Annotated in this window: 13 protein-coding genes; 5 read left to right on the top strand and 8 right to left on the bottom strand. The window is 73.5% G+C overall.

Annotated features, from left to right (window positions below; genetic code table 11):
• Positions 1 to 8 precede the first annotated feature (8 nt).
• Together ABFT23_RS09345 and ABFT23_RS09340 are read right to left on the bottom strand one after the other, a co-directional pair.
• The gene (locus tag ABFT23_RS09345; protein WP_347894491.1) at positions 9 to 1,337 is read right to left on the bottom strand and encodes an aldehyde dehydrogenase family protein; all 1,329 of its coding nucleotides are present in this window, start codon (positions 1,335 to 1,337) and stop codon (positions 9 to 11) included.
• A 3-nt stretch (positions 1,338 to 1,340) separates the two neighbouring features.
• The gene (locus ABFT23_RS09340; RefSeq protein WP_347894489.1) at positions 1,341 to 2,597 is read right to left on the bottom strand and encodes a phospholipase D-like domain-containing protein; all 1,257 of its coding nucleotides are present in this window, start codon (positions 2,595 to 2,597) and stop codon (positions 1,341 to 1,343) included.
• Positions 2,598 to 2,697: 100 nt separating this feature from the next.
• Here ABFT23_RS09340 and ABFT23_RS09335 point away from each other — a divergent pair, with 100 nt between their 5' ends.
• Complete coding sequence (locus ABFT23_RS09335; RefSeq protein WP_347894487.1) at positions 2,698 to 3,891, top strand: MFS transporter; 1,194 nt, start codon at positions 2,698 to 2,700, stop codon at positions 3,889 to 3,891.
• 10 nt (positions 3,892 to 3,901) lie between these two features.
• Here the strand turns inward: ABFT23_RS09335 and ABFT23_RS09330 are convergent, their stop codons facing one another.
• Positions 3,902 to 4,840 carry a DNA-3-methyladenine glycosylase family protein gene (locus ABFT23_RS09330; protein WP_347894485.1) on the bottom strand — a complete coding sequence of 313 codons (939 nt, stop codon included), beginning with the start codon at positions 4,838 to 4,840 and terminating at the stop codon, positions 3,902 to 3,904.
• A 97-nt stretch (positions 4,841 to 4,937) separates the two neighbouring features.
• On the opposite strand from ABFT23_RS09330, the gene ABFT23_RS09325 reads away from it, so the two are divergent.
• Positions 4,938 to 6,482, top strand: a complete 1,545-nt coding sequence (locus ABFT23_RS09325; RefSeq protein WP_347894483.1) for an ATP-dependent DNA ligase — start codon at positions 4,938 to 4,940, stop codon at positions 6,480 to 6,482.
• A gap of 57 nt (positions 6,483 to 6,539) precedes the next feature.
• Positions 6,540 to 7,214, top strand: coding sequence for a TetR/AcrR family transcriptional regulator (locus ABFT23_RS09320; RefSeq protein WP_347894481.1), 675 nt, complete (start codon positions 6,540 to 6,542; stop codon positions 7,212 to 7,214).
• A gap of 125 nt (positions 7,215 to 7,339) precedes the next feature.
• On the opposite strand, the gene ABFT23_RS09315 is transcribed toward ABFT23_RS09320, so the two are convergent.
• Complete coding sequence (locus ABFT23_RS09315) at positions 7,340 to 8,629, bottom strand: acetyl-CoA C-acetyltransferase (RefSeq protein ID WP_347894479.1); 1,290 nt, start codon at positions 8,627 to 8,629, stop codon at positions 7,340 to 7,342.
• 97 nt (positions 8,630 to 8,726) lie between these two features.
• Between ABFT23_RS09315 and ABFT23_RS09310 the strand changes: the two genes are divergently transcribed.
• Positions 8,727 to 10,076 (top strand): 3-oxoacyl-ACP reductase, encoded by a 1,350-nt coding sequence (locus ABFT23_RS09310; RefSeq protein ID WP_347894477.1) that lies wholly within the window; start codon positions 8,727 to 8,729, stop codon positions 10,074 to 10,076.
• A 4-nt stretch (positions 10,077 to 10,080) separates the two neighbouring features.
• Complete coding sequence (locus ABFT23_RS09305) at positions 10,081 to 10,926, top strand: MaoC/PaaZ C-terminal domain-containing protein (RefSeq protein WP_347894475.1); 846 nt, start codon at positions 10,081 to 10,083, stop codon at positions 10,924 to 10,926.
• A 35-nt stretch (positions 10,927 to 10,961) separates the two neighbouring features.
• Here the strand turns inward: ABFT23_RS09305 and ABFT23_RS09300 are convergent, their stop codons facing one another.
• Genes ABFT23_RS09300 through dxs form a run of 4 tightly spaced genes read right to left on the bottom strand, consistent with a single transcriptional unit; the run spans position 10,962 to position 16,161 of the window.
• A complete protein-coding gene (locus ABFT23_RS09300; protein ID WP_347894473.1) occupies positions 10,962 to 11,846 on the bottom strand; it encodes an acyl-CoA thioesterase in 885 nt (294 codons plus the stop codon).
• Positions 11,843 to 12,790, bottom strand: a complete 948-nt coding sequence (locus ABFT23_RS09295) for a PAC2 family protein (protein WP_347894471.1) — start codon at positions 12,788 to 12,790, stop codon at positions 11,843 to 11,845. The genes ABFT23_RS09300 and ABFT23_RS09295 overlap by 4 nt, the downstream gene beginning before the upstream one ends.
• A 25-nt stretch (positions 12,791 to 12,815) precedes the next feature.
• A complete protein-coding gene (locus ABFT23_RS09290) occupies positions 12,816 to 14,273 on the bottom strand; it encodes a hypothetical protein (protein WP_347894469.1) in 1,458 nt (485 codons plus the stop codon).
• Positions 14,257 to 16,161: a 1-deoxy-D-xylulose-5-phosphate synthase gene (dxs, locus tag ABFT23_RS09285; protein WP_347894467.1), complete on the bottom strand. Its 1,905-nt coding sequence runs from the start codon at positions 16,159 to 16,161 to the stop codon at positions 14,257 to 14,259. Before dxs ends, ABFT23_RS09290 begins: the two co-directional genes overlap by 17 nt.
• Positions 16,162 to 16,200 lie beyond the last annotated feature (39 nt).

Below are 16,200 nucleotides of genomic sequence, written 5' to 3'. Positions count from 1 at the left end.
GTGACGGGCTAGTCGAGCGAGTGCCGCACGTGCAGGGCGAGCCTCGTGGCGAGCCGCCCGGCCGGGGTCGAGAGCAACAGCTCCACCGGCGCGGTCGGCACCGGCAGCCGGCGTCGTGCGGTCGTGGTGCGGGCGCGCGCGAACGTCCGTAGCCCGGCGTCCCCGGCGAAGGGCCCGTAGCCGGGCGAGCCCAGTGCCGCGCGCGGCACTCCCCCGCCGGTGGACGCCGACGAGGGTGCGGGCAGGTTGACGGTGACCTCGGCCGCGGCGAGCAGCTGGGCGAGGTGCTGGCCGTCGCGCGCCGAGTGCACGGCGACCTCGGCCACGGGGTGCGCCCGGAGCCGCTCGACGAGCGCCTCGAAGGCCGGCGCCGTCTCGATCCGGACGTCGCCGCGAGGCCCGGGCGGGAGCTCGAGCGGCCCGCGGCGTCGTCCGAGGGCGCGGGCGACGACGCCGCGACGAGGGCTGGGGCCGACCCGGTCGAGGGCGGCGCGGAAGTCGTCGAGCACCGACGGGGCCACGAGCACCTCGGCGGGCGGGTCGTCGTCGGCCGTGCCGAGGTGGGCGACGGCGGCAGCCGCCCGCTCGAGGTCGGCGTCGGGCGCGACGAGGGTGACCGGCGCGACCACCGCGACGACGGTGGCCGGCACCATCGCCCGCGCGGCGACGGTGGTGACCCGGACGCCGGCGACCGGCGCGCCGAGGTAGCAGACCCGGTCGACCGGCGAGCCGGCGAGCGCGAGCGCGGTGGCGTCGTCGCCCGCGACGAGCTGCAGGACGTCGTCGGGGACGTCGCGGATGCGGCCGAGCGCCGCGACGACGTCCGACAGCGTCGCGGTGACCCGCGACCCCGGTTGCACCACGACGGCGTTGCCCGCCGCCAGCGCGCACGTGACGGCCGACATCGTGGCGTAGAGCGACGGCCGACCGCCCGTGACCACGGCGACGACGCCCTCGGGCACCCAGTCGGTGGTCGAGCCGAGCTCGGGGCTCAGCCGCCCGCGCGCCGTCGTCTGCGGGCCGAGCGCTCGGGCGAGGTGGCCCTCGGCCCACCTGAGGTGCTCGACGGTGCGCAGGACGTCGAGCATCGCGTCGTCGAAGCCGAGGCCGCTCTCGCGGTGCAGCAGCTCGGCGAGGCGCGACGACGAGCGCCACAGCTCACCACGCCACCGGCGCAGCGCCCGGGCACGCGTGCCGGCCGAGGCGCTCGCCCAGGCCGCTGCGGCGTGGCGGGCGGCCTCGACCGCGGTCCGGACCTCCCGCTCGCCAGCGACCTGGAACGAGGCCAGGACCGTGCCGTGCGTGCGGTCGACGACGTCGAAGGTGGGCGGGCGCACGGCTCAGAGCAGCGGACGCAGGGGCCGCAGGAACGACTCGGTGAAGCGCCGGTGCAGGTCGCGGGCCTCCCACTCGTCGCGAGTGAGCAGCACGCAGTTGGACTCGTCGGTGGCGAAGATCTCCTCGAGCTCGTGGGCGAGGTCGGCGTCGATGATCTCGACGTTGATCTCGTAGTTGCCCGACAGGCTCAACCGGTCGATGTTGGCGGTGCCGACCGTCGACCAGGTGCCGTCGACGGTCGCGGTCTTGGCGTGCACCATCGCGCCCTTGAAGCGCAGGATCTTCACCCCGGCCTCGAGCAGCTGGGAGAAGTAGCCGCGCGAGATCCAGTCGGCGACGATGTGGTTCGACTTCAGCGGCACGAGCAGCCTGACGTCGACGCCGCGGCGCGCGGCGTCCTTCATGGCGTCGACGAAGTCCTGGTCGGGGATGAAGTAGGCCGTCGTGAGCCACACGTTCGTGCTCGCGCGGGTGATCGCCTCGAGGTACATCGAGCGGATCGGGAACATCCACAGGCGCGGCACGTTGCGCTGCACCCGGATGCGCGGCTCCCAGGTGGACGCCGTCTCAAGCAGCAGCGGTCGCTCGGAGTGGCGCAGGCGGCGGCGCCGGTGCAGGTTCCAGAAGTCGGCGAAGGCCCGCTTGAGGTCCCACACACCGGGACCGGTGATGCGCACGTGCGTGTCGCGCCACTCGGTCTCGTAGGCGGCGCCGATGTTGTAGCCGCCCACGAAGCCGATCTCGTCGTCGACGACGAGGATCTTGCGGTGGTCGCGGCCGTAGCGACGCAGGTCGAAGAACCGCCAGCCGGCCGCGTAGATCGGGTAGCGCAGCACCTTCATCGACGACGGGAACCGCTTGAAGACCGGGCTGACGACGAGGTTGGCGAAGCCGTCGTAGATGCAGTAGACCTCGACACCGCGGGCGGCCGCGTCGGCCAGCGCCGCCTTAAACCGCTCGCCGGTCGCGTCGCCCTTCCAGATGTAGGTCTCGAACAGGATCTGCTTCTCGGCGCCCTCGATCGCGGCGATCATGTCCTCGTAGAGGTCGCGCCCGAACGTGTAGGTCGTGACGGCGCTGTCGCCGATCTTGACCGTCTCGGGGTCGCGGGTCGGGAACGGCTTGGGCTTCTTGCCGCGGCGCCGGTAGGAGTCGACGAGCGACATCGTGACCGCCAGCACCAGCTGCAGGCCGAGGATCGTGAGCAGCGTGCGGCGCAGGACCGCGATCCATCGCTCGACGTCGACACCGGCACCCACGGGCCCAACCTATCGGGCGGGTGCCACGAGTCTGACTTCTCACACTGCGTGCCGCGAGACGACGCGCTCCCCGGGGTCGCGGCCGGGGTTTCATGATCGGGTGACCACCACAGCCGCCGAGACCGACGTCAGCGCCGCCCGCCGCTGGTCGATGCTCGGGGCGAGCACGCTGGCCCAGGCCGCGTCGGCGGTCGCCGTCCACGGGCCGGCGTTCCTGATCCCGGCACTGCGCGACCAGGAGGGCCTCTCGCTCGTGCAGGCCGGCGTGGTCGCGGCCGCGCCCACGGTCGGCGTGATGCTGACCCTCGTGCCGTGGGGCGTCGTGACCGACCGCCGCGGCGAACGCGGCGTCCTGCTCGCCGGGCTGGCGCTCACCGTCGTCGCGGGCCTGGCCTCCGTCGCCGCGCACGGCCTCGTGCCGATGACGGCGGCGCTGCTCGCCGCCGGTGCCGCCGCCGCGAGTGCGAACGCGGCCTCGGGACGCGTGGTCGTCGGCTGGTTCCCGCCGCGGCGACGCGGCCTCGCCATGGGCATCCGGCAGATGGCGCAACCCGTCGGGGTCGGCATCGCCGCGATCTCGATCGCCGTCGTGGCCGACCGCCACGGCATCGGGACGGCGCTCCTCGTGCCCACCGTCGCCGCCGCCGTCGCCTTCGTGGTGGTCGCGCTCGTGGTCGTCGACCCGCCGCGCCCGCCGGCCCGCGCGGGAGCCGCGGCCAACCCCTACCGGGCCGACTCGTTCCTCGCGCGGGTGCACGGCGTCTCGGTGCTGCTCGTCGTCCCGCAGTTCCTGGTGTGGACCTTCAGCCTGGTCTGGCTCGTCGAGGAGCGCGGCTGGACGCCGGCCGCCGCCGGCACGCTCGTCGCCGTCGCTCAGGTCGTGGCCGCGTTCGGGCGCATCGCCGCCGGCCAGCTGTCCGACCTCGTCGGCTCGCGCATGCGCCCGCTGCGCTGGGTGGCCGTCGCCGCTGCGGTGACCATGGGCCTGCTCGGCCTCACCGCCTGGCTCGACCTCGGGGTCGCCGTCGTGCTGCTCGTCGTCGCGACGGTGCTCACGGTGGCCGACAACGGTCTGGCGTTCACCGCCGTCGCCGAGCGGGCCGGGCCGTTCTGGTCGGGCCGCGCGCTCGGCGTCCAGAACACCGCGCAGTTCCTCACCAGCGCGCTGGTGCCGCCGTTCGGCGGGCTGCTGGTCACCCACGCCGGCTACGCGACGGCGTTCGCCGTCGCAGCCGTGCTGCCGCTGGCCGCCGTTGCACTCGTGCCGGTGGCCGAGGAGGCCGAGCTCGCCTGAGCCGCAGCGCTCAGCGGCGGCGCGTGACCGAGGCCGGCAGGTGGGTGCGGGGCGCCATGCGGGCCCCGTGGCGTGGACGACGCAGGCCGGCCATCGCGACGAGCATCGGCACCCGGCCGCGTTGGGGCCGCCACGGCTCGAGGTAGGCCTCCATCTCGGCGTCGTCGAACGGGGTGCCGGTGAGCGCCCAGCCGACGTCCTTGGCCACGTGGTAGTCGCCGTAGGACACGGCGTCGGGGTCACCGAAGGTGCGCTGGCGGACCTCGGCCGCGGTCCACCGGCCGATGCCGGGGATCGAGCACAGCCGGCGCTCGGCCTCCTCGGGCGTGGCGGTGACCGCGCGCTCGAGCGACCCGGCGACCCGGGCGGCGCTGACCAGCGTGCGCGACCGGGCCGGGTCGACGTGCATGCGCAGCCACTCCCACGACGGCACCTGGCGGATCGTGTCGGCGTCGGGCTGCACCCACAGGTGCTGCTCGGCGCCGGGGCCGGGTGCGCGCTCGCCGAAGCGGTGCACGAGCATGCGGAACCCGGCGAAGGCCTCCTGGCCGGTGACCTTCTGCTCGATGATCGCCGGCACCAGGGCCTCCATGAGCAGGCCGGTGCGGCCGATACGGGCGTGCGGGAACCGGCGCCGGGCGTCGACGAGCACCGGGTGCCTGGGCTCGAAGCCCTCCCAGGAGTCGTCGGCCCCGAGCATCGCCGGCACGGCCTCGAGCACCCAGGCGGCCCCCGGCCCCCAGGCGGTGGCCCGGACCTCGCCGAGCCCCGCGGCCCGCTCGAGCAGGAGGGTGGTCGGACCGTCGGGGGTGCGGATGCCGCGCCAGGTGAGGTCGCCGTCGGTGCGGAAGGTCGGGTCGCCGCCGCCGCGCCGGTGCAGGCGCAGGACGCCGAGGCCGCACGGCCAGTCGGGTCGCCACACCCGGTGCTGCCCGCCGTCCGTCGTCACGTGGACAGCCTAGGTTCGAGCACCGACACCGAGCCACGCCGCGGGGGCCTGCGGTGGCCGCCCTGGCCCGCGGGTGTGCCTGGCTGTCGGTGGCAGCGTGTTGACTGACCAGATGCTGCTCGCCGACCTCGTCGCCACCTCCTCCGCGGTCGCCGCGACGCGGTCGCGCAAGGCCAAGGTCGCCGCGCTCGCCGAGCTCCTCGACCGGGTCGGCCCGGGCGACGAGCTCGAGGTGGTCGTGTCCTACCTCGGCGGCGCCCTGCGCCAACGACGCACCGGCATCGGCTACCGCGGCCTGTCGTCGCTGCCGCCGCCGGCCGCCGAGCCCACCCTCACGGTCGCCGGCGTCGACGCCGAGTTCGCCCGCATCGCCGACCTCGCCGGCGCCGGCTCACAGGCCGCGCGCGCCGAGGCGGTCGCCGCGCTCTTCGGCGCGGCCACCGCCGACGAGCAGCCGTGGCTGCGCGGGCTGGTCACCGGCGAGGTGCGCCAGGGCGCGCTCGACGCCCTCGTGCAGGAGGCGGTCGCCGCGGCCACCGGGCTCCCGCTGGCCGCGGTCCGCCGGGCGGCCATGTTGTCCGGGTCGACGCTCGTGGCCGCGCGCCTCGCGTTCAGCGGCGGTGCCGAGGCGCTGTCCTCGGTGCGCCTGCAGGTCATGCGCCCGGTCTCGCCCATGCTGGCGTCGTCGGCTCCCACGGTCGGCGAGGCGCTCGCGAAGGTGACGCACGACGGCGGCCCGGCCGCGGTCGACACCAAGCTCGACGGCATCCGCGTCCAGGTGCACCGGCACGACGACGCGGTCCTGGTCGTCACGCGATCGCTCGACGACATCACGACCCGGCTGCCCGAGGTCGTCGACGTCGCCCGGTCGCTGCCGGCCTCGTCGTTCGTGCTCGACGGCGAGGTGCTCGCCCTCGACGACGCCGGCCGCCCGCGTCCGTTCCAGGAGACCGCCTCGCGCACCGCCCTCGCCGAGGGCGACGCCGAGGTCCGGGTCACGCCGTTCTTCTTCGACGTGCTGCACGTCGACGGCCGCGACCTGCTCGACTCCCCCGCCCACGAGCGCGCCGCCGCCCTCGACGACCTGGTGCCTCGCGAGTTCCGGGTGCCACGCCTGGTCACCGCCCAGGTCGAGGCGGCCGAGGCGTTCGTCACCGAGGTGCTCTCCGCCGGCCACGAGGGCGTCGTCGTGAAGGACCTCGAGGCGCCCTACGCCGCCGGGCGCCGGGGCGCGGCCTGGGTGAAGGTCAAGCCCGTGCACACCCTCGACCTCGTCGTGCTCGCGGTCGAGTGGGGCTCGGGCCGACGCTCCGGCAAGCTCTCCAACATCCACCTCGGCGCCCGCGACCCCGACCGTCCCGGCGAGTTCGTGATGCTCGGCAAGACGTTCAAGGGCATGACCGACGAGATGCTCGCGTGGCAGACCGAGCGGTTCCTCGCTCTCGCCGAGGGCCCCACCGACGGCTGGGTCGTGCCGGTGCGGCCCGAGCAGGTGGTCGAGATCGCGCTCGACGGGCTGCAGCGCTCCTCGCGCTATCCCGGTGGCGTCGCGCTGAGGTTCGCGCGCGTCGTCCGCTACCGCGACGACAAATCGGCCGCCGAGGCCGACACGCTCGACCAGGTCAAGGCGCTCGCCGGCTGACGGCGTGCTCCGTCACAGTCGTGCAACTGAGAGTTGCAACATGGCTACCATCGGATCATGACCGCCTCCACCCCCGCTCCCGAGACCGACGGGCGCCGCCGCGCGGCCGCCGTCCGACGGCGGGCCCGGGAGGCGCAGATCATCGAGGCGACCCGTGCCGCGTTCGACCGGCAGGGCATCGGCGAGATGCGCATCGAGGACATCGCCGCCGCGGTCGGCGTCAACCGGGCGATCATCTACCGGGTCTTCACCGGCAAGGAGGAGCTGTTCGCGCTCACGCTCGTCAGCTACCTCGACGAGATGCGCGCCGCCCTCGAGGCGGCGGCGTCCGCCACCGAGGTGCCGGCCGACCGGCTGGCGGCGATCGTCGGCGCGTTCGTCGACTACGGCGTGCGGTACCCGGCGTTCGTCGACTGCGCCCAGGCCCTCATGCGCCGTCGCGGCGAGGACCTCCTGCTGGAGATCTCCGAGAGCGCCCTCTTCCGGCTCGGTCGCGCGATCTCGGCGAACCTCAACATCCTCACCGCCGCGCTCGAGGGCCTCGGCACGCCCGACCCCGTGCTCACTGCGAACACCCTCTATGCCAGCGGCCTCGGCGCGCTCCAGCTGGCCCGGCTCGGCATCCTGGTCACCGAGCTGGCGCCGGGCGTGCCCACGGTCGGCACGATCTCGCCCGACCAGGTCCGGTCGCACCTGGTGTCGTCGGCGCTCGCGCTCGCCGGAGCGCACTGAGTCTCTGGCGACTCGCGGCACGAGATCGGCGCCGGCTTCCCAGGGACTGCGCTCGCTTCTCGGCCGTTGCAACCCCTGAGAACGTCAGGGATCCCCGGTGTACCGGGTGTTCCCCGCCGCCGCCGTCAGGCGCGCTCGAGGATCGCCACGACGCCCTGGCCGCCGGCGGCGCAGATCGAGATGACGCCGCGACCGGTGCCGCCCTCGGACTCGGCGAGCAGCTTGGCGAGCACCGGGACGATCCGGCCGCCGGTGGCGGCGAACGGGTGACCGGCGGCGAGCGAGGAGCCCTTGACGTTGAGCTTGGTGCGGTCGATCGCGCCGAGCGGCTCGTCGAGGCCGAGGCGCTCCTTGCAGAAGACGGGGTCCTCCCAGGCCTTCAGCGTGGAGAGCACCTGCGATGCGAACGCCTCGTGGATCTCGTAGTAGTCGAAGTCCTGCAGGCTCAGGCCCTCGCGCTGCAGCATCGTCGCCATGGCGTAGGCCGGGGCCATCAGCAGGCCCTCGCCGCCGTGCACGTAGTCGACGGCCGCGGTCTCGTAGGCGGTGAGGTAGGCCAGCACGGGCAGCCCGCGCTCCTTCGCCCAGTCCTCCGAGGCGAGCAGGACGACGGAGGCACCGTCGGTGAGCGGCGTCGAGTTGCCCGCGGTCATGGTCGCGGCCTCACCCTTGCCGAAGACCGGCTTGAGCTTGGCGAGCTTCTCGGCGGTCGAGTCGGCGCGCAGGTTGGTGTCTCGCTCGACGCCGCGGAACGGGGTGACCTGGTCGTCGAGCCACCCGGCCTCGTAGGCCGCCGCGAGGTGCTGGTGCGACGCCGCCGCGAGCTCGTCCTGGGCCGTGCGCTCGATCTGCCACTCCAGCGCGGTGAGCGCGGCGTGCTCGCCCATCGACATCCGGGTGCGGGGCTCGCCGTTCTGCGGGATCTCGAGGCCGATGTCGCCGGGACGGATGGCCCCGAGCGCCTTGAGTCGCGAGGCGGTGTCGCGGGCGGCGTTGACCTTCATCAGCTTCTTGCGCAGCTTGTCGCTGATCGCGACCGGCGCGTCGGAGGTGGTGTCGGTGCCGCCGGCGATGCCGACGTCGATCTGGCCGAGCGCGATCTTGTTCGCGACCTGGATGGCGGCCTGCAGGCCGGTGCCGCAGGCCTGCTGGATGTCGGTGGCCGGCGTCTCGGGGGCGAGCTTCGAGCCGAGCACGGCCTCGCGGGTCAGGTTGAAGTCGCGCGCGTGCTTGAGCACGGCACCGGCGACGACCTCGCCGACGCGCTCGCCCTCGAGACCGAAGCGGGCCACCAGGCCGTCGATCGCGGCGGTCAGCATGTCCTGGTTGGACGCGTCGGCGTAGGCGCCGTTGGAACGGGCGAACGGGATGCGGTTGCCGCCGATGACGGCGACGCGGCGGGTCTTGTCGATCATGGGACCATACTGGCGGGTAACCAGCCCGCGACCAAGCCCCTGAGGCCCACGTCACCAAAGGTGGACACTCAGTTACACGAGGAGTTACAACAGCATCATGAGCGACAAGCGGACCGACAAGTACGGGGCGTTCACCGACACCCCCCTCGGCAAGATCCTCGTCAAGAACCTCGGCCTGCCCAACCCCACCCGGCTCGACCGCTGGAGCGAGGGTGCCCCCCTGGTCGACGGCACCGTGCTCGTCGGTGGCAGCGGCCGGCTGGTCGAGTCGCTGCCCGGCCTGCTCGACACGCTCGGCATCGCCTCGACGGCGGTCAAGCCCGACGAGCAGAAGCTGAAGGGCCTCGTCTTCGACGCCACCGGCCTGACGGCGTCGGCCGACCTCGTCGCCCTGCGCGACTTCTTCACCCCGGTGCTGCGCAGCCTGGCCCCGTGCGCCCGCGTCGTCGTCGTCGGCACCCCGCCCGAGCAGGTCACGGGCGGCGAGCGGGTCGCCCAGCGCGCGCTCGAGGGCTTCACCCGCAGCCTCGGCAAGGAGATCGGCAAGGGCTCCACCGTGCAGCTCGTCTACGTCGCCGACGGCGCCGAGGGCGCGCTCGCCTCCACGCTCGCCTTCCTGCTCTCCCCGAAGTCGGCCTACGTCTCCGGCCAGGTCGTGCGCATCGGCGCCCACGGCGACACCTCGACCCGTCTCCCCACGGTCGACGCCGTCACCCCGCTCGCCGGCAAGGTCGCCCTCGTCACCGGCGCCAGCCGCGGCATCGGCGAGCAGATCGCCCGCGTGCTCCACCGCGACGGCGCCACCGTCGTCGGCGTCGACGTCCCCCAGGCCGCCAGCGAGCTGCAGGCCCTGATGAAGGAGCTCGACGGCGACTGGCTCACCCTCGACATCACCGGCAAGGACGCCGCCCAGCGCATCGCGCACCACCTGAAGGAGAAGCACGGCGGGGTCGACGTCGTCGTCCACAACGCCGGCATCACACGCGACAAGAAGCTCGCCAACATGGACGACGCCCGGTGGGAGTCGGTCATCGCGGTCAACCTCACCGCACCCGAGAAGATCACCCGTGAGCTGCTCGACAATGGCCTGGTCCACGACCTCGGCTCGATCATCGGGGTCGCCTCGATCGCCGGCATCGCCGGCAACGTCGGCCAGACCAACTACGCCGCCTCGAAGGCCGGGGTCATCGGACTCGTCGACTCACTGGCCGACGCGATGACGAACGGCATCACGATCAACGCCGTGGCGCCCGGGTTCATCATCACCCAGATGACCGCTGCCGTGCCGTTCGCCACCCGCGAGGTCGGCCAGCGTCTCAACGCGATGGCGCAGGGGGGCCTGCCGGTCGACGTCGCCGAGACCATCGCCTGGTACGCCGACCCGCGCTCGAGCCTGGTCAACGGCAACGTGGTCCGCGTGTGCGGCCAGATGATGCTGGGAGCCTGACGCGATGGCCGCGGTGCCCATGCTGCTCAAGGTAGCCCTGCCGTCGATCCCCGTCGTCAACCAGCTGCCCGGCGTCAGGAAGGCGCCGGTCGACGGCTTCACCGGCCTCGCCCGCACCCGCCCGCCGATCACCGTCGAGCGCGACGCCGTGGAGGCCTACGCCCGCGTGTGCGGGTTCCCGATCAAGGACGTCGCCCCGTTGCCCTACGCCCACCTGCTCGTCTTCGAGCAGCAGATGGCGATCATGAGCGACCCCGCGTTCCCGGCGCCGGCCATCGGCACGGTCCACCTCGAGAACTCCATCACCCAGCACCGCCCGATCGCCGTCGGCGAGACGCTCGACGTCGTGGCATCGGTGGGAGCACCGTTGCCCCACGCCAAGGGCCGGGTCTACGAGTTCCGTACCGAGGTCCGTGCCGGCGGCGAGCTGGTGTGGGAGGAGCTGTCGGCCTACCTGCGCCGCGGCCGGGGCGACGACGGCGCGTCGTACGGCACGGTCTTCCCCGACGCCCCCGCGACCGGCGTCCGCTGGCAGCTGCCGGCCGACCTCGGACGCCGCTACGCCGCCGTCTCGGGTGATGCCAACCCCATCCACCTCTACCCGCTCACGGCCAAGGCCCTGGGGTTCAAGCGCCAGATCGCGCACGGCATGTGGACCATGGCGCGCTGTGTGGCGGCCCTCGAGAACCGGTTGCCCGACGCCGTCAAGGTCGACGTCGCCTTCAAGCGACCGGTGCTGCTGCCCGGCACCGTCGCGTTCGGCTGCACCCCTGTCGACCAGGGCTTCGCGTTCGGGCTGTCGAGCCCCAGCGGCACCCCGCACCTGGCCGGTCGCACCACCGCGCTCTGAGACGTCGCCCGGCGACCGACGCCGGACGCGGTGAGCTACCGCGTACGGGGCCGGATCAGGCCCTCCTGGGCGACGGTTGCGACGAGGGTGCCGTCGGTGGTGAACACCCGCCCCAGCGAGAAGCCGCGCGCCCCGGTGGCCGACGGCGAGACCTGGTCGTAGAGCCACCAGTCGTCGGCCCGGAACGGCCGGTGGAACCAGATCGTGTGGTCGAGCGAGGCCATCTGGATGTCGGAGGGGTCGGCCGTGTGCGCGGCCAGCGAGGCACCCAGCAGCGAGACGTCGCTGGCGTAGGTGAAGGCCGCCAGGTGGTCGAGCGGGGAGTCGCCCATCGCGCCGGCGATGCGGATCCACATCTGGGCCTTCGACGGGTGGTCGGCGTCGGGCTCGAGGCCGACCTGCGAGTTGCCGAGCCACCGGACGTCGAGCGCGGCCCACTCCTTGCCGAGCGCCTCGGCCTCCTCGTTGCCGCGCCCACGCATGAGGTCGAGGAGGTCCATGCCCTCCTCGGGGCCCTTGACCTGCGGCATCACGTCCTGGTGGTCGAAGCCCTCCTCGTGCTTGTGGAAGCTGAGCGTCTGGTAGTAGATCGGGCGCCCGTGCTGGCGTGCCATCACTCGTCGCGTGGCGAACGACCGGCCGTCGCGGATGCGCTCGACGTCGTAGATGACCGGCACCTGGTAGTCGCCGGGCAGCAGGAAGTAGGAGTGCAGGGAGTGCACGTGAAAGTCGTCGGGCACGGTGCGCGTGCCGGCGACCAGCGACTGGGCGGCGACCTGGCCGCCGTAGACGCGCTGCCGCGTCGACTCGGGCTGCTTGCCGCGGAACAGGTCGACGTCGAGGTACTCGAGGTCGAGGAGGTCGATCAGCGTCTGCGCGGCATCGTGCTGGAGGCCGCGCTGGGGGTCTGGCTCGGTCATCGGTCGTCCTCGTCGGTGCCGGGGTGCTGCGGGTCGCCGGGCTCGAGCCCGGCCAGGAACTGCTCGAACTGCTGCCCGATCTCCTCGCCGGTCGGGATCGGCTGGTCGTCGGCGAGCAGGTTCGAGCCCTCCTCCTCGGCGCGGGCGAACGAGTCGTACTGGCGCTCGAGCGAGGCGACGACGTCGCCGACCTCCTCGTTGGCGGAGAGGTAGCGCGCGATCTCCTCCTCGCGCTCCTCGGCCGCGGTGCGCAGCGCGGTCAGGTCGACGGTGAGGTGCCCGGAGCGCTCGACGTGCTCGAGCAGGATCACCGAGGCCTGCGGGTACTCCAGCTGGGCCAGGTAGTGCGGGATGTGCGCGACGAAGCCGAGCGCGTCGCGCCCCCACTCCCCCAGCCGGATCTCCAGCAGGGCCTGCGCGCTGCTCGGCACCCGCAGCTCGCCCTGCCACGGGTTGGTGCCGGTGATCAGCCCGACGTCGTTGGCGTGGTGCGTGACGGCGATCGGCCGGGTGTGCGGCACCGCCATCGGCACCGAGCCCATGCTCACCACACGGGTGACGCCGAGCCGCTCGACGACCTCGCGGACGGCGCGGCAGAACGCCTCCCAGCGGTTGTCGGGCTCGGGGCCGTGCAGGAGCAGGTAGGGCGTGCCGCCGGTGTCGCGCAGCAACCGGACGACGAGCCGCGGGGCGTCGTAGTCGGCGTAGTGGTCGCGCACGAACGACACGGCGGGACGGCGGGCGCGGTAGTCGTGGAACTGGTCGACGTCGAACGTCGCCACGACCGAGCCGCCGTCGCCGAGCGAGGCCAGGTGGCGCGCGGCGAGGACGGCCGAGCTGCCGGCGTCGAGGAAGCCGTCGAGGGCGACCACCATCGTCAGGGTGTCGACGTCGTCGAGGGCCGGCACCTCGTCGAGGATGTGGACCAGCCGTTCGGAGCTCACCGGCCCAGCCTAGTGACCGATGGTGCTACTCGGAGACGGTGGGCGTGCTCCCGGGCACGGGCGGCGTGCCCGGCGTCGGGGCCGGCGTGGGTGCCGGGGCCGGCGTGGCCGGCGCGTAGGTCTGCACCATCAGGCGCGCGGCCTGCCGGGCGATCGCGTCGACGGGCTGACGCAGCACCTCCTCTACGACGGCCTCGGGGTCGTCGTCGGGGCGCGCCGCGAGGTGGTCGAGCAGGACGAACGGCGCCTGCGCGTCGTAGGTGCGCACGAGCCACTCGCAGACCCACCAGGCCAGGGCGTAGTGCTGCACCGCGGCGTCGTCGTTGAACTCGGCGTCGCCCGGCATGGCGTCGATGCCGCGCCGGGCGGCCCGGAGGGCCTCGGCGGGCACCTGGCGCTGGTCGGGTGCGAGCGCCTGCACCGAGAGCCACTCGGCGATGCCCTCGCTCAGCCAGACCGGGGCGCCGTCGTCGTGCTGGCCGATCGCGACGTGGGCGAGCTCGTGGCGCACCAGCCGGTCGAGCCGCACGTCGGGCTGCGCGGACGCCGCCGCCGGCAGCAGCGCAGGGCTCAGCGCGATGCGGGTGGAGGCAGCGGCCTCGGGGACGGCGGGGTCGGTGCCGCTCGGCACCGTGAACGCGACGCCGTCGAGGGCCTGGGGGTCGCCGCCGGGCAGGTCGTCGAAGTCGTCGAGGAACCGCGGGTCGCCGAGCGCGTAGACGACGGCCCGGCTGCCCCACTCGGGGTACGGCACCCGGGCGCTGATGTCGGCGATGCCGCGCTCGACGGCGGCGACGACGCCGGCCGCCTGCGCGTCGTCGGCGGTGTCGAACACGGCGAGCACGCCGGCGCCCTCGCGCACCGTGACGGGCTCGGTGTCCCACGGCTGCTGCACGGGCAGGTTCTCGACCTCCCACCGCGGGTCGGTGGTCGAGCTGATCCGGAACCGGCCGTCCTGCACGCCGTGTGGGTCGGCGGGCACGAACTGGATGCGGTCGGCCGTGCGCACGGGCGCGACGTCGTAGGGGGCGAGCTGGAGGTCGACGGTCACGACGGCCCAGTAGGCGCCGTCGGTGCGCACGAGGCTGGCCGGCTCGAGCCGGTAGGCGAAGATCGAGATCGGCAGCTGGGCGAGGTTGTCGAAGTAGCCGCCCTCGGTGGTGCGCAGCGCCTCGTCGTCGGCCAGGCCGGCCAGGAAGGCGGGCCGGTCGCGGTGGAGGACGGCGGCGGCCCGGGCGTCGAGCACGCCCTGCAGGTCGCCGGCGAGGTCGGCGGTGACCTCGGGCAGCGACGGCACGGCAGGGGGCGGCGCCGACTGCCCCGCGGCGTCGCCGGGAGGCGTGGTGGTGGTGGTGCCAGACGGCGTCGGGGTGGGCCCGGCGGCCTCGTTGCCGGCGCTCCCGCCCCCGCAGGCGCTCAGCAGCAGGCAGCCGGTGACGACCGCCGCTGCCAGACCGAGATCACGCCTAGGGCGCGTCGACACGGTCGGCCAGGTTGTGGCCCTCGGAGAGCGCGGTGACGTCTTCGACGATGCCGCGCGCGATCGCCTGCGGGGTGAGCCCGATGCGCTCGAGGATCGCGGCGCGCTTGGCGTGGTCGAGGAACTCCTGCGGCACCGCGTGCAGGCGGAACGGCGTGGTGACGCCGGCCTCGTTGAGCGTCTGCAGCAGGACGGCGCCGCACCCGCCGGTGCGGCCGTTGTCCTCGACGGAGACGACGAGACGGTGGGTGCGGGCGAGCTCGACGACGGCCTCGTCGACGGGCTTGACCCAGCGCGGGTCGACGACGGTGACGCCGATGCCTTGCGCGACGAGCCGGTCGGCGACGTCGACGGCGACCGCCCCCATGGAGCCGACGGCGACGACCAGGACGTCGAAGGCGCCGTTGCGCACGAGCACGTCGGCCCCGCCGGCCTTGCCGATCGACGGGATGTCGGCCGGCGGCGGCCCCTTCGGGAACCGGACGACGGTGGGTGCGTCGGCGACGTCGAGGGACTCGTCGACCAGCTCGCGCAACCGGGTGGCGTCGCGGGGTGCGGCGAGGCGCAGCCCCGGCACGACCTGCAGGATCGACATGTCCCACATGCCGTTGTGGCTCGCGCCGTCGTCGCCGGTCACGCCGGAGCGGTCGAGCACGAAGGTGACGCCGCAGCGGTGCAGGGCGCAGTCCATGAGCACCTGGTCGAAGGCGCGGTTGAGGAACGTCGCGTAGACCGCGACCACGGGGTGCAGGCCGCCCATCGCCAGGCCGGCGGCCGAGGTGGCCGCGTGCTGCTCGGCGATGCCGACGTCGAAGGTGCGCTCGGGGTAGGCGGCGGCGAACTTGTGCAGGCCGACCGGGTGCATCATCGCGGCCGTGATGCCCACGACGTCGGGACGACGGGCGCCGACCTCGACCATGTGGTCGGCGAAGTGGTCGGTCCAGATGGTGCCCTTCGGCTTCTCGTCACCGCTGTCGACGTCGAACGGGCCGGGCGAGTGGAACTGGTCGGCCTCGTGACGCTCGGCGGCGTCGTAGCCGAAGCCCTTGCGGGTGATCGCGTGCACGATGACCGGGCCGTTGAACCGCTTGGCCTGCAGCAGCACCTGCTCCATGGCGGTGCGGTCGTGCCCGTCGATCGGGCCGACGTACTTCAGGCCGAGGTCCTCGAACAGCCCCTGCGGGGCCAGGGCGTCCTTGAGGCCCTTCTTCATCGCGTGCAGGGCGTCGTAGGCGGCCGGGCCGACGCCCTTGACCGAGGTGAGCCGCTTCTTGACCAGGTCGAGCACCTGCTCGTAGCGCGGGTTGGTGCGGAGCGTGGTGAGGGCCGTGGCGAGGCCACCGATCGTAGGGGTGTAGGAGCGACCGTTGTCGTTGACGACGATCACGAGCCGGCTGTCCTGGGCGATCGCGATGTTGTTGAGTGCCTCCCAGGCCATGCCGCCGGTGAGGGCGCCGTCGCCGATGACCGCGACGACGTGGCGGTCCTCGCCGCGGATGCGGTAGGCCTTGGCCAGCCCGTCGGCGTAGCTGAGCGCCGTGGAGGCGTGGGAGTTCTCGACGATGTCGTGCACCGACTCGGTCTGGCTCGGGTAGCCCGAGAGCCCGCCCTCGGTGCGGAGGCCGTCGAAGTCACCGGCGCGGCCGGTGAGCATCTTGTGCACGTAGGCCTGGTGCCCGGTGTCGAAGACGACGCGGTCGTGCGGCGAGTCGAAGACCCGGTGGACGGCCATCGTCAGCTCGACGACGCCGAGGTTGGGACCGAGGTGGCCGCCGCCGCGGGCACAGCTGCGCACGAGCAGGTCGCGGATCTCGGTGGCGAGGGTCGCGAGCTGGTCGTCGTCGAGCCTCCGCAGGTCGCGCGGCTCACGGATCGACTCGAGCAGGGACATGGGCTCGAGTGTAGGAGATCGAGGTGCGAGGACCACGCC

It is taken from the genome of Nocardioides secundeburneus (genome assembly GCF_039939255.1).
Lineage (GTDB): Bacteria > Actinomycetota > Actinomycetes > Propionibacteriales > Nocardioidaceae > Nocardioides.
The sequence above is the reverse complement of the archived record's forward strand: the minus strand, read 5'-3'. Positions and strand labels throughout refer to the sequence as shown.